Raw genomic sequence first — 14,850 nt, forward strand, 5'->3', positions numbered from 1 at the left:
CCACGCGCTTTGATGGGACGCATGACGACGACCAACTGGGCAGCGTTCGAGAAGGCCGAGCCGGAGTTCGCGGCGGCCGTCCGGGCCCGCTTCGCGCAGTACCCCCACCATGTCCTGGCCACCCTCCGCAAGGACGGATCCCCCCGGGTGACGGGGCTGAACGTCGGTATCCGGGGCGGGGAACTGTGGCTCGGGATGATGGCCGGCTCGATGAAGGCCAAGGACCTCCAGCGCGACCCGCGCTTCGCCCTGCACACCAATCCGGGCGAGGGCGAGAGCATGCCGGACGGGGACGTGCGGATCTCCGGGCGCGCGGTGGAGCTCCTGGACCCACCGGAACTGCACCGGTACGCGGAGGAGACCGAGACCCCGCACCCGTTCCACCTCTTCCACGCCGACCTGACGGAGGTCGTGCACGTCGGTGTGGAGGGCGACGACCTGGTGATCCGCACGTGGACCCCGGAGCACGGCCTGCACACCCTGCGCCGGGGCGACGACGACGAGCCGCCGCGGGAGGACCCGGTCTCCTAGTCGCCCCTTCGCATTTGCTACCGTTGGTGGAAGATCTCTTGACGGCGCATGGGGGGAAGAGACACCGTGAACACGCCCTCTGGCACGACGGGTTCGGCCGGTCCGTCCGGCCCACCGGCGCACCTCGCGGTCGAAGGCGACAAACTCAGCAAACTGGCCGCCGACCTCGACACCATGCAGGAAGTGCTGAAGAAGCAGCTCCTTCGCATGGACGAGATCGTCGACACCGTAGAGGCGCGGTGGCGCGGACCGGCCTCGGAGGCGTACCGGGCCAAGCACCGGGCAGCCGCCGAGGACGCCGCCCGCATCCGGCAGACGATGAAGCTTTTGGCCAAGGCTGTCCGCCTGAGCCGGGACGGTTTCTCCGCGCAGGAGCTCGATGTCCTGGACGGCTTCCGGCGGCTGCAGTCGCAGGCCGACATCCGGGCGGAGACCGACGCGCTGTCCACGCCCGACACGGCAGGCGGCGGCGCGGCCGCCCCGCCTCCCGCACCACACAGCCGCATCGCCGATCTGTAAGCAGAACGAGAGGCACCGGGGGGACTCATGTCGTCGAGCGACGACCACATATCAGTCGACTTCGCGACGCTGCAGAGCGTGGCAGGGGACCTGGAGGAGATCCTCAAAACGCTCAACGAGCAGTTGGACCAGCTCTACCGGCGCGTCGAGAAGGCCGTGCTCAGCTGGGACGGCGAGGCCCGCCAGACCTTTGTGGACCAGCTCGACAAGTGGGACCGGTCCGCCCAGGACCTGGAGGCCACCCAGGCCTGGCTCCACGACATCGTGGTGAACGGCCACCACACCTACGCCGCCGCGCACCGGACCGTGCTGCGCGGCTGGGGAGCCGCCTGATGGCGGGCCCACCGCCACCCTCCCCCGCCGCGAACGGGGGTTACGACGTCCAGCCGGTGCACGTAAATCATGCGGCCGACCTGGTGAAAGAAGCCCAGTTCGCCCATGCCGAGCGGGCGTTCGCCCTCGTCGACGTACTGAACAAGTACAACCAGTCCGCCGGGACCGGCCGGGGAGCGGACGCGTTCGCCGACGCCTACATGGAGGTGGCGGCGAAGTTCCTGGAGGCATGGGGCCGCAGCGTGGTCAGTGCGGGCGGGGCCTCCGTCGGCCTGAACCACACCGCCAACCACTACGTCCTGGCCGAATGGGAGGCCGGCGGCCGCAAGGGGGCCCAGCCGGGCAGGCAGCCGGAGCCGGTGGTCATCAACAAGCCGCCGCGCTACGGACCCGTCAACCCCATCAAGTGGACCGGCACCGGCGAGGACGTAGACTCGTGGTGGATCTCCGGGGTCATCGGCGAGTTCCCCGACTTCCTCGCGGACATCATCCGGCCCGCCATCGAACACGGCCTGCGCCTCGGCAAGGTCCACGAGATCACCCCGGGCATCAAGGACGACGAGGTCCGGGCCATGGCCAAGGCATGGCGCACGCTCGGCTCCGAAGCCGTGAAGGCCTCGGACGATTTCAACGCGGCCATCGCAGGCATCACGAACCCGAAGGAAAAGGGCGAGTGGCAGGCCGCGATGCGGACCTTCGGCCAAAGCATCTGGGGCGCCACGGCGTGGGGCAGGCAGCTGGACGCGGCAGGCGCTCGAACCGAGAAGGACGGCCGCCAGTGGCGGCACAGCAAAGACGTCACTCCCGACCGTCGGCGCCCCGTCATCGACGTGCTGAAGGAGACGGCGGACAAGGTCGCGGACATCCTGGACCACGTCGCCGACGTCGGCGAGAAGACCAGAAAGTTTACGAGCCAGGCCGGCATCAACGCAGCGAAGGCCACTGCCTCGGACCTCACCGACCTGAGCCTGATGAGCCTGACCAGACTTGCGGCCGGCATGCTCATCGGCCGGATCGTGCTCTTGTTCCGCACCCACATGGACAAGGAGGGGTGCGACGCGGTCGTCGAGACCTACCACAAGGAGTTCACCGAGGCAGGGAGCAAGCTCAAGGCCCTCATCTGGGAGCTCGACTTCGCGAGCAAGAGCGCCCCGACCTACTCGGCGGAGATCGCCCGCGCCCAGGGCTTCGGCGCCCGCTCGCTCAACGAGTTCAAGAAGGAACACAGCTGGCAGATCGGCGGGGAGAGCCCCTCCCCGTACATGTACTCGCTGGACCTGGCGACGAACGAGGGGCTGGGCGGCGCCCACACCATCGACAAGCACGTCGGCAAGACCGACGAGCAGCTCCTCCAGCGGATCAGGGACGAGCAGCGAGCGAACGGCAAGTTCGACATCCAGTCGTCCTCGTCTTTCCCGGACATGAATTCGGCCCAGAAATACACTCAGTACTGCATTCGCCAGAACACCACGGAGATCCAGGACTGGCTGAAGAATCCTCCACCCCAGCCGCAGACCAAGCCCTTCAGAGTGTCGACGGTGCCGATCGAGGGGCCGCTCAACACACCCACCGTGACCGGACGGACCGTGACGGTCGAGGACGTCAAGATCACGTCCCCCAAGGACACGCACGGTGTGATCGTCAAGTTGAAGTACGACCCGAGTCTGAACCCACCATTCATCGTCTACACGTCGGCACCTGAATAATGGAGCGAATGATGGAAGAAGGCCGACTCGACGCGCGCAGCTGGTCGGACGCGCTCAAGCTGTACGAGCGGCTCTCCACGTTCGTCGCTGTCGCTCCACGCACGCACGACGAGTGGTGGCTCGATGTGGGAGAGGTCATGCGTCTGGAGACCCGGGACCCGCGGGGCTGGGAATCCATCGACCCCTACGAGGGCGAGGACGAGCGCCGGGAAGACCCCCTGTTCCCGTGGCTGGCGACACCCTCCACCCCTGAGGACGCAGAACGCTACCTGCCACGGGTGAGGGAGCTCTCCCGGTCCTCGGTGAAGTCGCTGGTCGTCCTATTGGGGGTACTCGGCCTGGACGTCGCCAAAACCTGGCGCTGGGAGGAACGCAGACCGGAAATGGAACGCCGGGCTGACGTGATTCTTTCGCGATTCCCGCGCGGAACCCGCTTCTACACCAACCTCGGCTGGAAAGGCGACCGTCCGGATTTCTACGAACAGGGGACCTGGGGCGGCTACGACCCCTTCAGTCACTACGACTGCGATGCCGGGCTGATTGCCGTGAACGACAACGAAGTTGCCGTGCTCTGGAACTTCCTGTCCACCTGACCAGCCCGCCGAACAGGGAAGACCGCATGCTCACCAGATCCGCCGCCTACCCCGACCGGGAGACCGCCCAGTGGGCCACCCAGCAGGTGGTCACCCGCAACGAGCAGGCCATCCACCGCTGGCTGGCCCAGGGCACCCGCCCCCGCCTGACCGTCGAAGCCTCCTGGCCCTCGCGCGAGGACCCGGTCGGCCGCGTCCTGCTCCAGGCCATGGCGCTCGCCGGGCGCGGGGCCGTGGACGTGCGGGCCGCACGGGTGGTGCTCCGGCGGGAGCCGGGCGGCCCGCTCGGCTTCGTCGTGCACGGCACCTTCCCGATCTACCTGTAGAGGCACCGGCCCATGTCCATGAAGCCCCTGGAGTTCGACCGCCGCTACGGCGAGCTGGACCAGGTCGTCAGCGCATACGCCGGCCTCGCCGCCGACGACACCCCCGACCGGCCCGGCCGGGCCCTCACCGCCTACCTGCGGCACACCTGGCACACCCGGCCGTGGGCCCTGTCGGTCGCCGAGCAGCAGCTGCGCAGCTACGCCCAGAACCCGCCCGGCCGACTCCGCCACCGCCTCGGCGAGTTCTACCCGGTGCCGGACATCGGCCTCCCCGAGCCCGACATCCAGCAGTGGCTGCTGCTGCTCGCCGACCACATCAGGCGCAGCGTGGAGGAGGGTCGGGTCCCGTCCCCGGCAGCGCTGCCCGACACGCACTGGGAGTGGCACGCCCGGTTCCCGGAGCTGGGCCAGTTCCTGGGCGGCTGGTTCTCGCAGGACATGCCCGACGAGTTCGAGGACCACGAAGCCGCGGTCCGCGACTACGCCGGCTCGGCCGACCCGACCGTGGTGGCGCGCCTCGTCGGTGAGCTGCGCGAACTGCTCGCCCTCGGCCTGGAGGAGGTCGACTACGCGGCCGGCGTGGCCGAGCTGGGCATGGAGGTCGACCCGCCGGCCCCGTACGCGCCGAGCGCCTGGCTGGCCCTCGTCTCGGAGCGGCTGGACCGCCCGCGCACCGAGTACGTCCAGTAGGCCGGCCCGGTCGGCGAGGCACCCCCTAGATCCGCGGCTTCTTGTCCTTCGCGGCGAGGGCGGCGGGGTTCACGTCCACCCAGTTGCGGTCGATGTTGAGGGTGATTCCGCCGTAGGTGGCGTCGTGGTCGCCGCGGAACTGGTGGGCCCGGCGCGGGCCGGCCCACTTGGCGGTGCCCTTCGCCAGGCCCATGTCGGCGTCGCCCACGGAGGCCGAAAGGTTCCAGCGGGCGGCCCAGAGCACGTCGGGCATGGCCTGCGGGGCCTGGTGGTAGTGGGCGCTGAGGGCCTTGACCCCGGAGCTCACGGAGACGTAGGCGGCGGAGCGGTAGCCCAGCTCGTGCAGCCGCTGAGTCCAGGCGGTCAGGTAGGCGACGACCGGGGCGTCCCAGGTGGCGCGGTCCGTGTAGTTCTCCAGGTCGTTGTAGAGCACCGTGCCCACGGGCAGCCGCAGCGACCGGGCCGCGTCCACCGCGCCCTCGGCGGCCTCCCGGCCCTGCGCGTCGGCCCCGGAGGGGTCGGTGGACAGGCCGGTGGCGGCGTTGTGCCAGGGCTGCGGGCCCACCCAGATCGGCATCAGGTGCCATCCCGCGGCGGCCTGACGTTCGACCCAGCGGGCCGTGAGCCGCGGCTGGGCGCAGGCTCGGGCCCGGCCGCCGATGTAGACGCCGATCGCGCCGAATGGGGAATCGGCCCGCCAGGTGTCCATGGCCTTCTGGGTGGGGGCGGTGCAGGCGTCGAAGCCCTCGCCCTTGAAGGGTTCCTGGGCGCTACGGGGACCCGGGCCGCCGGCGGTCGGCACGGCGACGACGGGGGCCGGGGCGTGCGGGGTGTGCGGGGGCGCCGCGGCGCGCACCTGCGCCAGTACCCGGCGTACGGCGTCGGGCGTGGCCCCGTAGGAGACGGTGGCCATGACCTCGGACCGGCGCAGGGCGTACCGCAGTTCGTTGCTGTCGGAGCGGGGCGGAACCTCGCGCAGGGCGGTCCAGGAGTCCACGGTGACGGTCGGGATGTCGGCGCGCTCCGGGGCCTTGCCGAGGGGTTCGAGGTGCAGGGTGTCGGCGCGGACGGCGACGGCCCGGCCGGTGCATTCGGCCTGGGTGCCGGCGTGGCCCAGGTACAGGGTGGGCAGGTCGAGGCGCACGCACGTGTCGGGGTTCCGGTCGAGGTCGACGACCCGCCAGTCGGCGGGGAGGGTGACGCGCAGACCGAGGTAGTCGACGATCCGGCCGCCGCCGTCATCGTCGGCGGCGGACTGGACGGGAATCAGCAGGGCGGCGCCGAGCAGGCCGCTCAGCAGGGTTCGGATGGGGGCCATGATCCAGATGGGTACCAGACTCCGGCCGCCGTGAACTGTGCACGCTTCGAGCACAGTTGGCCCGTCCGGCCCAGGCCGGCCCAGCCCGGCCCGTCGCCGTGGGTCACCTGCACGAGTGAAACGGGCTCGGGCCCGTCACCGAGGCATCCCTGGTCGGGGGCATGACGGGGCCCTGCGGGCCGAACCTGTCAGTCATCGCGCCGATCAAGGACCTGAACCTCCAGATGCGGCCAGACCGTGGCCAGGCGCGCATGGTCGCCGGCCGCCGGCACGGTCATCGGACCCAACGAACCGTCAGGACCGAAATGGACCAGGGTACCGGTCGTACCGTCCACCTCAACGGGCTCAAGACCGGTGACGGGGATGCCGTTTTCGTAGCGCTGGGTCCAGGCTCCGTTGAGGCGGCGGTTGGTATGGGCGAGCCACTCGCTGAGCGCCGCAACCACGGACATGCCACGGCGGGGATGGCCGTCGGGCAGTACCTCGACCTGCGGGAAATCGAAGAACCGGAGATCCTTCGTCGCCATGACCGGCTTCTTCACGCTCCGGCCGTGCTCGTCCACACGGGTGTCAGTGCCCCGTCCGTCGTCCCGGACGGACAGGGAACCGTCGGAATGGAGAACGACGACGCAGCGCCCCCCGCCCTTGCTCGCTGCTTCGTCTGCGGCATAGGCAAGGACCTCAAGGACGAGGTGCCAGGGTCCGTCCGGAGCGAACTCCGCGGGACTGGCCCGGATCTGCGCCAGATGATCCGTATCGACGACGCTGGACCAATCGTGCGTCGTGTTGACCCAGGAAGCCCTCGATGTGTCCATCAGACAATTATCCAGCGTGGCTGACGACGGCTCACGGGATGCGCGCCTGGATCTTCAGACCCGCCCCTTCACAGCCTGGATGAACGGCGCCCAAGCGTTGGCCGGGAACAGCAGGACCGGACCGGCGCCCGCCAGCTTGGTGTCCCGGACGGGGACGACGCCGGGGAGGTCGTCGGAGACCTCCACGCACTCGCCACCGTCTCCGTTGCTGTACGAGGACTTGCGCCAGGACAGGCCGTTCACGTCTGCGCACATTTCGCATGCTCCTCCGCCACCGACTCGATCAAAACCAGGGACGCCTCCGGCGACAGCGCGGCAGCCCTGGCAAGATCGTATGACCTCCAGTGACGCGCAACCAGGGCCGGATAGTCGAGCAACTGCCCCGCGTGGGGCCCCTCCGTGTAGGCCGCGTCGGGTGCGTCAGCGAACTGCATGATGCGTACATACGCTCCCAGAGCACCATGGGCACCCGCCGAGAACGGCACCACCTGCACGGTGATCCGGTGGGCGCGGATATATGACGAGATATGACGTAGCTGAGCAGCCATCACAGCGTGACCGCCGACTGCCGAACGCAGTACAGCCTCGTGCAGAACGACCCACAATTCGGGGGTAACCGGATCATCAAGAAGTCGCGCACGCTCTACGCGGGCCGCAACCAGGGAATCGACACGTTCCGCCAGTCCCGTGGGACTTGCGGCCCGAACTACAGCGCGGGCGTAGTCCCCTGTCTGGAGCAGCCCGGGAACCAACGTGGGGCCGTAGTCGAAGATGGCCGCCGCCAGGCGTTCCAACTCGGCCGCTTCGGCGAAATACTCGACATGCTTGGACTTGAACGCCCTGGCCAGGCGGACGAAGTAGTCCCCGGTGTCGAACACCTTGTCGATCAGCTCCGCGATCTCCGGACGCAGCCTCCGCGTGCCGCACTCCATCTGCCCGACGTACGCCCCGCTAGTGAAGATCCGGTCGCCCAAACCGTCCTGACTCAGCCCGGCCGCTTCCCGGTGACGCCGCAGCTCCTCGCGGGCGAACTCCTGCGGAGTCTGCGCTCCACCCAGATCCTTCGGCTTGGCCATGAGCCAACTCCCCGCTTCCGCAGTGCCCTTACTCCACGAAAAGCGTAGTCCCCGCCGAGTCCACGAGACAGCGGAAGGCATTGATACGACCACGCAACGTCACGGCGCCGGCCGGGAAGAGCAAGGCCGCTGTCAGTGCCGCTGGTTAACGTGAACGGTGTCAGTCGTAACCGAAGACACCACGGGGGATCACACATGAAGCAGGCACACAGGCGCGGCAAGGCCGCCGCGATCGCCACGCTGACCACGGCGCTCACGCTGACGCTCGCGGCCGGTACGGCCCAGGCCTCGTCGGGGGGCGAGATCATCGGCTACCCCGGGCCCGACGGGCTGATCTGGATACCCGAGCAGGCCGGTTCCAGCGGCTTCGTCTCGGGCGGCCTCTCGCCCCGGCTGGACACGTTCATCACCTTCGGCTGCGCGGGCGGCGGCACCATAGAGGTGGCCTTCCGCCTCGACAACCACCCGGACCGCAACCCGGCCCCCTTCACGGTCGACTGCCCCGAGAGCGACCCGGCGCGCGTCACCGTCCCCCTCGGCACCGGCCTCCAGGGCGGATTCGGGGCCTGGGTGACGGCCTCGGCCCCGTCCACCCGCTGGGGCGCCACGGTCGTCCAGCCCGAGTAGCCCCGAACACGCCACAGCGCCCGCCACCCCTGGTCGGGGACGTGGCGGGCGCTGTGTCGGGAGTTCCGTACGCCGTTGTACGGACCGTATGAGGGGTCCCTCCCCCGAGGGGGAGGGGGGACTGCTGCGTCAGACGGTCAGAGAACGATCCGTCGGCTTGACCGGGTACGGGAGGGCACTGGAGCCGGTCAGGAAGCGGTCCACGCCGCGGGCGGCCGAGCGGCCTTCCGCGATGGCCCAGACGATGAGCGACTGGCCGCGGCCCGCGTCGCCGGCGACGAAGACGCCGTCCGCGTTGGTCGCGTAGGAGGCGTCGCGGTCGATGTTGCCGCGGGCGTCCAGGTCCAGGCCGAACTGCTGGACCAGGCCGTTCGCCTGGTCGGTGCCCGTGAAGCCCATCGCCAGGGTGACCAGCTGCGCGGGGAGGACGCGCTCGGTGCCGGGCTTCTGGACGAGCTTGCCGTCCTCGAAGGCGACCTCGATCAGGTGCAGGGACTGGACGTTGCCGTCCTCGTCGCCCTCGAAGTGGGTGGTGGAGACGGAGTAGACCCGCTCGCCGCCCTCCTCGTGGGCCGAGGTGACCTTGTAGAGCATCGGGAAGGTCGGCCAGGGCTGGTTGGCGTTCCGCTCCTCGCCCGGCTTGGGCATGATCTCCAGCTGCGTGACCGAGGCCGCGCCCTGGCGGTGGGCGGTGCCCACACAGTCCGCGCCGGTGTCGCCGCCGCCGATGACGATCACGTGCTTGCCCTCGGCCGTGATGGGGGGCGCCATGAAGTCGCCCTCCTGGACCTTGTTGGCGAGCGGCAGGTACTCCATCGCGAAGTGGATGCCGTTCAGCTCGCGGCCCGGGACCGGCAGGTCGCGGGAGACGGTCGCGCCCGCCGCGATGACCACCGCGTCGAACCGCTTGCGCAGGTCGGTGGCGGTGATGTCGCGGCCGACCTCGATGCCGGTGCGGAACTTGGTGCCTTCCGCGCGCATCTGCTCGATGCGGCGGTTGATGTGCACCTTTTCCATCTTGAACTCGGGGATGCCGTAGCGCAGCAGGCCGCCGATGCGGTCGGCGCGCTCGTACACGACCACGGTGTGGCCGGCCCGGGTCAGCTGCTGGGCGGCGGCCAGACCGGCCGGGCCGGAGCCGATGACGGCGGCGGTCTTGCCGGACAGCCGCTCCGGCGCCTGCGGGGTGACATCGCCGTTGTCCCACGCCTTGTCGATGATCGAGACTTCGACGTTCTTGATGGTGACGGCGGGCTGGTTGATGCCGAGCACGCACGCCGACTCGCACGGGGCCGGGCACAGCCGCCCGGTGAACTCCGGGAAGTTGTTCGTCGCGTGCAGTCGCTCCGACGCGGCGGTCCAGTCCTCGCGGTACGAGAAGTCGTTCCACTCCGGGATCAGGTTCCCGAGCGGGCACCCGTTGTGGCAGAACGGGATGCCGCAGTCCATGCAGCGGCCGGCCTGCTTGCTGATGATCGGGAGCAGCGAGCCCGGAACGTAGACCTCGTTCCAGTCCTTCAGCCGGTCGGCGACAGGCCGGGTACAGGCGGTCTCGCGCGCGGTGGTGAGGAAGCCCTTCGGGTCAGCCATGGGTCGCCGCCTCCATCATCTTCTCCGTGGTCTCGGATTCCGAGAGTCCGGCGAGCTCAGCGGCGTCCTTGGCGGCGAGCACTGCCTTGTACGTGGTGGGGATGATCTTGCTGAAGCGGTCCACCGCGACGGACCAGTCAGCCAGGAGCTTCGCGGCCACGGTCGAGCCGGTCTCCTCCTCGTGGCGGCGCACCACATCGTGCAGCCACTGCTTGTCCGTGTCGGACAGGGCCTCGACGGCGCCCGCGTTTCCGACGTTGACGTTGTGCGGGTCGAGGTCGATGACGTACGCGACGCCGCCCGACATGCCGGCCGCGAAGTTGCGGCCCGTCTCGCCCAGGACGACCGCCTGGCCGCCGGTCATGTACTCGCAGCCGTGGTCGCCCACGCCCTCCGAGACGACCAGCGCACCCGAGTTGCGGACGCAGAAGCGCTCGCCGGTGCGGCCGCGCAGGAACATCTCGCCGCCGGTGGCTCCGTAGCCGATGGTGTTGCCGGCGATGGTGGAGTACTCGGCGAGGTGGTCGGCGCCGCGGTCCGGGCGGACCACGATGCGGCCGCCGGAGAGGCCCTTGCCGACGTAGTCGTTGGCGTCACCCTCCAGGCGGAGGGTGATGCCCTTCGGCACGAAGGCGCCGAAGGACTGGCCGGCGCTGCCGGTGAAGGTCAGGTCGATGGTGTTGTCGGGCAGGCCCGCACCGCCGAACTTCTTGGTGACCCGGTGGCCGAGCATGGTGCCGACGGTCCGGTTGATGTTGCGGATCGCGACCTGGGCGCGGACCGGCAGGGCCGCTTCGGCGGTGGCGGCGTTCAGGGCCTCGGAGGCGAGCTCGATCAGCTCGTTGTCGAGGGCCTTCTCCAGACCGTGGTCCTGCTCGATCAGGGCGTGGCGGACCGCGCCCTCGGGCAGCTCCGGCACGTAGAAGAGCGGCTCCAGGTCGAGACCCTGCGCCTTCCAGTGCGTGACGGCCTTGGTGGTGTCGAGCAGCTCGGCGTGGCCGACGGCCTCCTCGATGGTGCGGAAGCCCAGCTCGGCGAGGATCTCGCGCACCTCCTCCGCGATGTACTCGAAGAAGTTGACGACGAACTCGGGCTTGCCGGAGAAGCGGTCGCGCAGGACCGGGTTCTGGGTGGCGATGCCGACCGGGCAGGTGTCCAGGTGGCAGACGCGCATCATGACGCAGCCGGAGACGACGAGCGGCGCGGTCGCGAAACCGAACTCCTCGGCGCCGAGCAGCGCGGCGATGACCACGTCGCGGCCGGTCTTGAGCTGGCCGTCCGTCTGGACGACGATCCGGTCGCGCAGCCCGTTGAGCAGCAGGGTCTGCTGGGTCTCGGCGAGGCCGAGCTCCCAGGGACCGCCCGCGTGCTTGAGCGAGGTGAGCGGGGAGGCGCCCGTTCCGCCGTCGTGGCCGGAGATGAGGACGACGTCCGCGTGGGCCTTGGAGACACCGGCGGCGACCGTACCCACGCCGACCTCGGAGACCAGCTTCACGTGGATGCGGGCGACCGGGTTGGCGTTCTTGAGGTCGTGGATCAGCTGAGCCAGGTCCTCGATGGAGTAGATGTCGTGGTGCGGCGGCGGGGAGATCAGGCCGACGCCCGGGGTGGAGTGCCGGGTCTTGGCGACCCACGGGTACACCTTGTGGCCGGGCAGCTGGCCGCCCTCGCCGGGCTTGGCGCCCTGCGCCATCTTGATCTGGATGTCGTCGGCGTTGACCAGGTACTCCGAGGTCACGCCGAAGCGGCCGGAGGCGACCTGCTTGATGGACGAGCGGCGCGCCGGGTCGTACAGGCGGTCCGGGTCCTCGCCGCCCTCACCGGTGTTGGACTTGGCGCCCAACTGGTTCATGGCGATGGCGAGGGTCTCGTGCGCCTCCTTGGAGATGGAGCCGTACGACATGGCGCCGGTGGAGAAGCGCTTGACGATGTCGGCGACCGACTCGACCTCGTCGATGGAGATGGCCTCGCGGTCGGCCTTGAAGCCGAACAGGCCGCGGAGCGTCATCAGGCGCTCGGACTGCTCGTTCACCCGGGCCGTGTACTGCTTGAAGATGTCGTACCGGCGGTTGCGGGTGGCGTGCTGGAGGCGGAAGACCGTCTCCGGGTCGAACAGGTGCGGCTCGCCCTCGCGGCGCCACTGGTACTCGCCGCCGATCTCCAGCGCGCGGTGCGTGGCCGCGATGCCGGAGACGGGGTACGCCTTGGCGTGGCGCGCGGCCACCTCCTTGGCGATGACGTCCAGGCCGGCGCCGCCGATCTTGGTGGCGGTGCCGTTGAAGTAGGTCTCGACGAACTCGTCGTTCAGGCCGACGGCCTCGAAGACCTGGGCGCCGCGGTAGGAGGCGACGGTGGAGATGCCCATCTTGGACATGACCTTCAGGACGCCCTTGCCGAGCGCGTAGATCAGGTTCTTGATGGCCTGCTCCGGCTCCAGGCCGGACAGGAAGGTACCGGCGCGCAGCAGGTCCTCGACGGACTCCATGGCGAGGTACGGGTTGACCGCGGCGGCGCCGTAGCCGATGAGCAGGGCGACGTGGTGGACCTCGCGGACGTCGCCGGCCTCGACCAGCAGACCCACCTGGGTGCGCTGCTTGGTGGCGATGAGGTGGTGGTGCACGGCGGAGGTGAGCAGCAGCGACGGGATCGGCGCGTGCTCGGCGTCCGAGTGGCGGTCCGAGAGGACGATGAGGCGGGCGCCGTTGGCGATCGCCGCGTCGGCCTCGGCACGGATCTGCTCGATGCGGGCGGCCAGGGCCTCGCCGCCGCCGGAGACCCGGTAGAGGCCGGAGAGCGTGGCGGCCTTCATGCCGGGCATGTCGCCGTCGGCGTTGATGTGGATGAGCTTGGCCAGCTCGTCGTTGTCGATCACCGGGAAGGGCAGGGTGACGCTGCGGCAGGACGCGGCGGTCGACTCCAGCAGGTTGCCCTGCGGGCCGAGCGAGGACAGCAGCGAGGTGACGAGCTCCTCGCGGATGGCGTCCAGCGGCGGGTTGGTGACCTGCGCGAAGAGCTGGGTGAAGTAGTCGAAGAGCAGCCGGGGGCGCTCGGACAGGGCCGCGATCGGGGAGTCCGTACCCATGGAGCCGAGCGGCTCGCCGGCGGTACGGGCCATCGGCGCGAGGATGACGCGCAGCTCTTCCTCGGTGTAGCCGAAGGTCTGCTGGCGGCGGGTGACCGAGGCGTGGGTGTGCACGATGTGCTCGCGCTCGGGCAGGTCCGACAGCTCGATCTCGCCGGTCTCCAGCCACTCCGCGTACGGGGCGGCCGCGGCCAGCTCGTTCTTGATCTCGTCGTCCTCGATGATCCGCTTCTGGGCGGTGTCGACGAGGAACATCTTGCCGGGCTGCAGGCGGCCCTTGCGGACGACCTTGGCCGGGTCGATGTCGAGCACGCCGACCTCGGAGCCGAGGACGACGAGGCCGTCGTCGGTGACCCAGTAGCGGCCGGGGCGCAGACCGTTGCGGTCGAGGACCGCGCCGACCTGGGTGCCGTCGGTGAAGGTGACGCAGGCCGGGCCGTCCCAGGGCTCCATCTGGGTGGAGTGGTACTTGTAGAACGCGCGGCGGGCCGGGTCCATGGAGGTGTGGTTCTCCCACGCCTCCGGGATCATCATCAGCACGCTGTGCGGGAGCGACCGGCCGCCGAGGTGGAGCAGCTCCAGGACCTCGTCGAAGGAGGCCGAGTCGGAGGCGTCCGGGGTGCAGATCGGGAAGATCCGGTCCAGCACGCCCTCACCGAAGGCGTCGGAGGCCAGCTGGGACTCTCGGGCCTTCATCCAGTTGCGGTTGCCCTTGACCGTGTTGATCTCGCCGTTGTGCGCGACGAAGCGGTACGGGTGGGCGAGCGGCCACGACGGGAAGGTGTTCGTGGAGAACCGCGAGTGGACCAGGGCGAGCGTCGAGGCGAAGCGACGGTCGGAGAGGTCGGGGAAGAAGGGCTCCAGCTGGCCGGTGGTCAGCATGCCCTTGTAGACGATGGTGCGGGCGGAGAGCGACGGGAAGTAGACACCGGCCTCGCGCTCGGCGCGCTTGCGCAGCACGAAGGCCTTGCGGTCCAGCTCGATGCCGGTGCTGCCGTTGCTCACGAAGAGCTGGGAGAAGGCCGGCATGGTGGCGCGGGCGCCGTTGCCGAGCAGGTCCGGGGTGACCGGGACCTCGCGCCAGCCGAGGACCGTGAGGTTCTCCTCGGCGGCGATGGCCTCGATCTGCTCCACGGCGACGGCCTGTGCGGTGCCGTCGGCGGGAAGGAAGGCGATGCCGACGGCGTAGCCGCCGGCCTCGGGGAGCTGGAAGCCGGCCACCTCGCGCAGGAACGCGTCCGGGACCTGGCTGAGGATTCCGGCGCCGTCGCCCGAGTCCGGCTCGGAGCCGGTCGCGCCGCGGTGCTCGAGGTTCCGCAATACGGTCAGGGCCTGCTCAACGAGCGTGTGGGTGGCCTCGCCGGTGAGGTTCGCCACGAATCCGACGCCACAGGCGTCCTTCTCGTTGCGCGGGTCGTACATGCCCTGCTGGGCGGGGCGACCGTCCATGGGCGACCAGGCGGTGGTGCTGGGGCCGGTCGCGGAGTGCGTGGATGCGGAACGCATCGGCTCTCCCGTCGTCGTCGTGGCATATGTGCATAGCCGAGGGACGACGTTGGCCCTCTGCGAAATTTCGTGCAGATTACATGATGACGACAATCCCGAGAAGCGGATACGTCATTCCAGCATGCGGACACTGCACGA

Annotated in this window: 14 protein-coding genes; 8 read left to right on the top strand and 6 right to left on the bottom strand. The window is 69.6% G+C overall.

All coding sequences use genetic code 11. The annotated features are described in order from the left end of the window. Positions 1 to 21: 21 nt before the first annotated feature. The 7 genes from IE257_RS00465 to IE257_RS00495 all read left to right on the top strand — a co-directional run bounded on the left by IE257_RS00465 (position 22) and on the right by IE257_RS00495 (position 4,698). Positions 22 to 531 carry a pyridoxamine 5'-phosphate oxidase family protein gene (locus IE257_RS00465; RefSeq protein WP_189963399.1) on the top strand — a complete coding sequence of 170 codons (510 nt, stop codon included), beginning with the start codon at positions 22 to 24 and terminating at the stop codon, positions 529 to 531. A 66-nt stretch (positions 532 to 597) separates the two neighbouring features. After that, the gene (locus IE257_RS00470; protein ID WP_229920032.1) at positions 598 to 1,050 is read left to right on the top strand and encodes a WXG100 family type VII secretion target; all 453 of its coding nucleotides are present in this window, start codon (positions 598 to 600) and stop codon (positions 1,048 to 1,050) included. Positions 1,051 to 1,077: 27 nt separating this feature from the next. Next, complete coding sequence (locus IE257_RS00475; protein ID WP_189963402.1) at positions 1,078 to 1,383, top strand: WXG100 family type VII secretion target; 306 nt, start codon at positions 1,078 to 1,080, stop codon at positions 1,381 to 1,383. Continuing rightward, positions 1,383 to 3,089 (top strand): RNase A-like domain-containing protein, encoded by a 1,707-nt coding sequence (locus IE257_RS00480; protein WP_189963404.1) that lies wholly within the window; start codon positions 1,383 to 1,385, stop codon positions 3,087 to 3,089. Before IE257_RS00475 ends, IE257_RS00480 begins: the two co-directional genes overlap by 1 nt. Before the next feature lie 8 nt (positions 3,090 to 3,097). Then, positions 3,098 to 3,682, top strand: a complete 585-nt coding sequence (locus IE257_RS00485; protein ID WP_229920033.1) for a hypothetical protein — start codon at positions 3,098 to 3,100, stop codon at positions 3,680 to 3,682. A gap of 26 nt (positions 3,683 to 3,708) precedes the next feature. Further along, complete coding sequence (locus tag IE257_RS00490; protein ID WP_189963406.1) at positions 3,709 to 4,008, top strand: RNase A-like domain-containing protein; 300 nt, start codon at positions 3,709 to 3,711, stop codon at positions 4,006 to 4,008. 12 nt (positions 4,009 to 4,020) lie between these two features. After that, on the top strand, positions 4,021 to 4,698 hold the full coding sequence (locus tag IE257_RS00495; RefSeq protein ID WP_189963408.1) for a contact-dependent growth inhibition system immunity protein: 678 nt from the start codon (positions 4,021 to 4,023) through the stop codon (positions 4,696 to 4,698). 25 nt (positions 4,699 to 4,723) lie between these two features. On the opposite strand, the gene IE257_RS00500 is transcribed toward IE257_RS00495, so the two are convergent. From IE257_RS00500 to IE257_RS00515, 4 genes are all read right to left on the bottom strand, one after another. Beyond that, positions 4,724 to 6,016 carry a DUF1906 domain-containing protein gene (locus tag IE257_RS00500; RefSeq protein WP_189963410.1) on the bottom strand — a complete coding sequence of 431 codons (1,293 nt, stop codon included), beginning with the start codon at positions 6,014 to 6,016 and terminating at the stop codon, positions 4,724 to 4,726. A gap of 188 nt (positions 6,017 to 6,204) precedes the next feature. Continuing rightward, the gene (locus tag IE257_RS00505; protein WP_189963412.1) at positions 6,205 to 6,831 is read right to left on the bottom strand and encodes an ATP-binding protein; all 627 of its coding nucleotides are present in this window, start codon (positions 6,829 to 6,831) and stop codon (positions 6,205 to 6,207) included. 54 nt (positions 6,832 to 6,885) lie between these two features. Then, on the bottom strand, positions 6,886 to 7,086 hold the full coding sequence (locus IE257_RS00510) for a DUF397 domain-containing protein (protein WP_189963413.1): 201 nt from the start codon (positions 7,084 to 7,086) through the stop codon (positions 6,886 to 6,888). Next, positions 7,071 to 7,907: a helix-turn-helix domain-containing protein gene (locus IE257_RS00515; RefSeq protein WP_189963416.1), complete on the bottom strand. Its 837-nt coding sequence runs from the start codon at positions 7,905 to 7,907 to the stop codon at positions 7,071 to 7,073. The genes IE257_RS00510 and IE257_RS00515 overlap by 16 nt, the downstream gene beginning before the upstream one ends. 195 nt (positions 7,908 to 8,102) lie before the next feature. On the opposite strand from IE257_RS00515, the gene IE257_RS00520 reads away from it, so the two are divergent. After that, the gene (locus IE257_RS00520; protein WP_189963418.1) at positions 8,103 to 8,534 is read left to right on the top strand and encodes a hypothetical protein; all 432 of its coding nucleotides are present in this window, start codon (positions 8,103 to 8,105) and stop codon (positions 8,532 to 8,534) included. 129 nt (positions 8,535 to 8,663) lie between these two features. On the opposite strand, the gene IE257_RS00525 is transcribed toward IE257_RS00520, so the two are convergent. Further along, complete coding sequence (locus IE257_RS00525) at positions 8,664 to 10,124, bottom strand: glutamate synthase subunit beta (RefSeq protein WP_189963420.1); 1,461 nt, start codon at positions 10,122 to 10,124, stop codon at positions 8,664 to 8,666. Continuing rightward, positions 10,117 to 14,655, bottom strand: a complete 4,539-nt coding sequence (gene gltB, locus IE257_RS00530) for a glutamate synthase large subunit (protein WP_189964660.1) — start codon at positions 14,653 to 14,655, stop codon at positions 10,117 to 10,119. The genes IE257_RS00525 and gltB overlap by 8 nt, the downstream gene beginning before the upstream one ends. Positions 14,656 to 14,850: the final 195 nt, after the last annotated feature.

The sequence above is a fragment of the Streptomyces avidinii genome, assembly GCF_014650695.1.
GTDB classification, from domain to species: Bacteria; Actinomycetota; Actinomycetes; order Streptomycetales; family Streptomycetaceae; genus Streptomyces; species Streptomyces avidinii.

What these genes read in the sequence shown, in the direction of transcription:
- IE257_RS00490 (WP_189963406.1), top strand. Translation starts at nt 3,709, where the DNA reads ATGCTCACCAGATCCGCCGCCTACCCCGACCGGGAGACCGCCCAGTGG.
- IE257_RS00525 (WP_189963420.1), bottom strand. Translation starts at nt 10,124, where the DNA reads ATGGCTGACCCGAAGGGCTTCCTCACCACCGCGCGCGAGACCGCCTGT.
- IE257_RS00500 (WP_189963410.1), bottom strand. Translation starts at nt 6,016, where the DNA reads ATGGCCCCCATCCGAACCCTGCTGAGCGGCCTGCTCGGCGCCGCCCTG.
- IE257_RS00495 (WP_189963408.1), top strand. Translation starts at nt 4,021, where the DNA reads ATGTCCATGAAGCCCCTGGAGTTCGACCGCCGCTACGGCGAGCTGGAC.
- IE257_RS00465 (WP_189963399.1), top strand. Translation starts at nt 22, where the DNA reads ATGACGACGACCAACTGGGCAGCGTTCGAGAAGGCCGAGCCGGAGTTC.
- IE257_RS00515 (WP_189963416.1), bottom strand. Translation starts at nt 7,907, where the DNA reads ATGGCCAAGCCGAAGGATCTGGGTGGAGCGCAGACTCCGCAGGAGTTC.
- IE257_RS00480 (WP_189963404.1), top strand. Translation starts at nt 1,383, where the DNA reads ATGGCGGGCCCACCGCCACCCTCCCCCGCCGCGAACGGGGGTTACGAC.
- IE257_RS00485 (WP_229920033.1), top strand. Translation starts at nt 3,098, where the DNA reads ATGATGGAAGAAGGCCGACTCGACGCGCGCAGCTGGTCGGACGCGCTC.
- IE257_RS00510 (WP_189963413.1), bottom strand. Translation starts at nt 7,086, where the DNA reads ATGTGCGCAGACGTGAACGGCCTGTCCTGGCGCAAGTCCTCGTACAGC.
- IE257_RS00475 (WP_189963402.1), top strand. Translation starts at nt 1,078, where the DNA reads ATGTCGTCGAGCGACGACCACATATCAGTCGACTTCGCGACGCTGCAG.
- IE257_RS00520 (WP_189963418.1), top strand. Translation starts at nt 8,103, where the DNA reads ATGAAGCAGGCACACAGGCGCGGCAAGGCCGCCGCGATCGCCACGCTG.
- gltB (WP_189964660.1), bottom strand. Translation starts at nt 14,655, where the DNA reads ATGGACGGTCGCCCCGCCCAGCAGGGCATGTACGACCCGCGCAACGAG.
- IE257_RS00505 (WP_189963412.1), bottom strand. Translation starts at nt 6,831, where the DNA reads ATGGACACATCGAGGGCTTCCTGGGTCAACACGACGCACGATTGGTCC.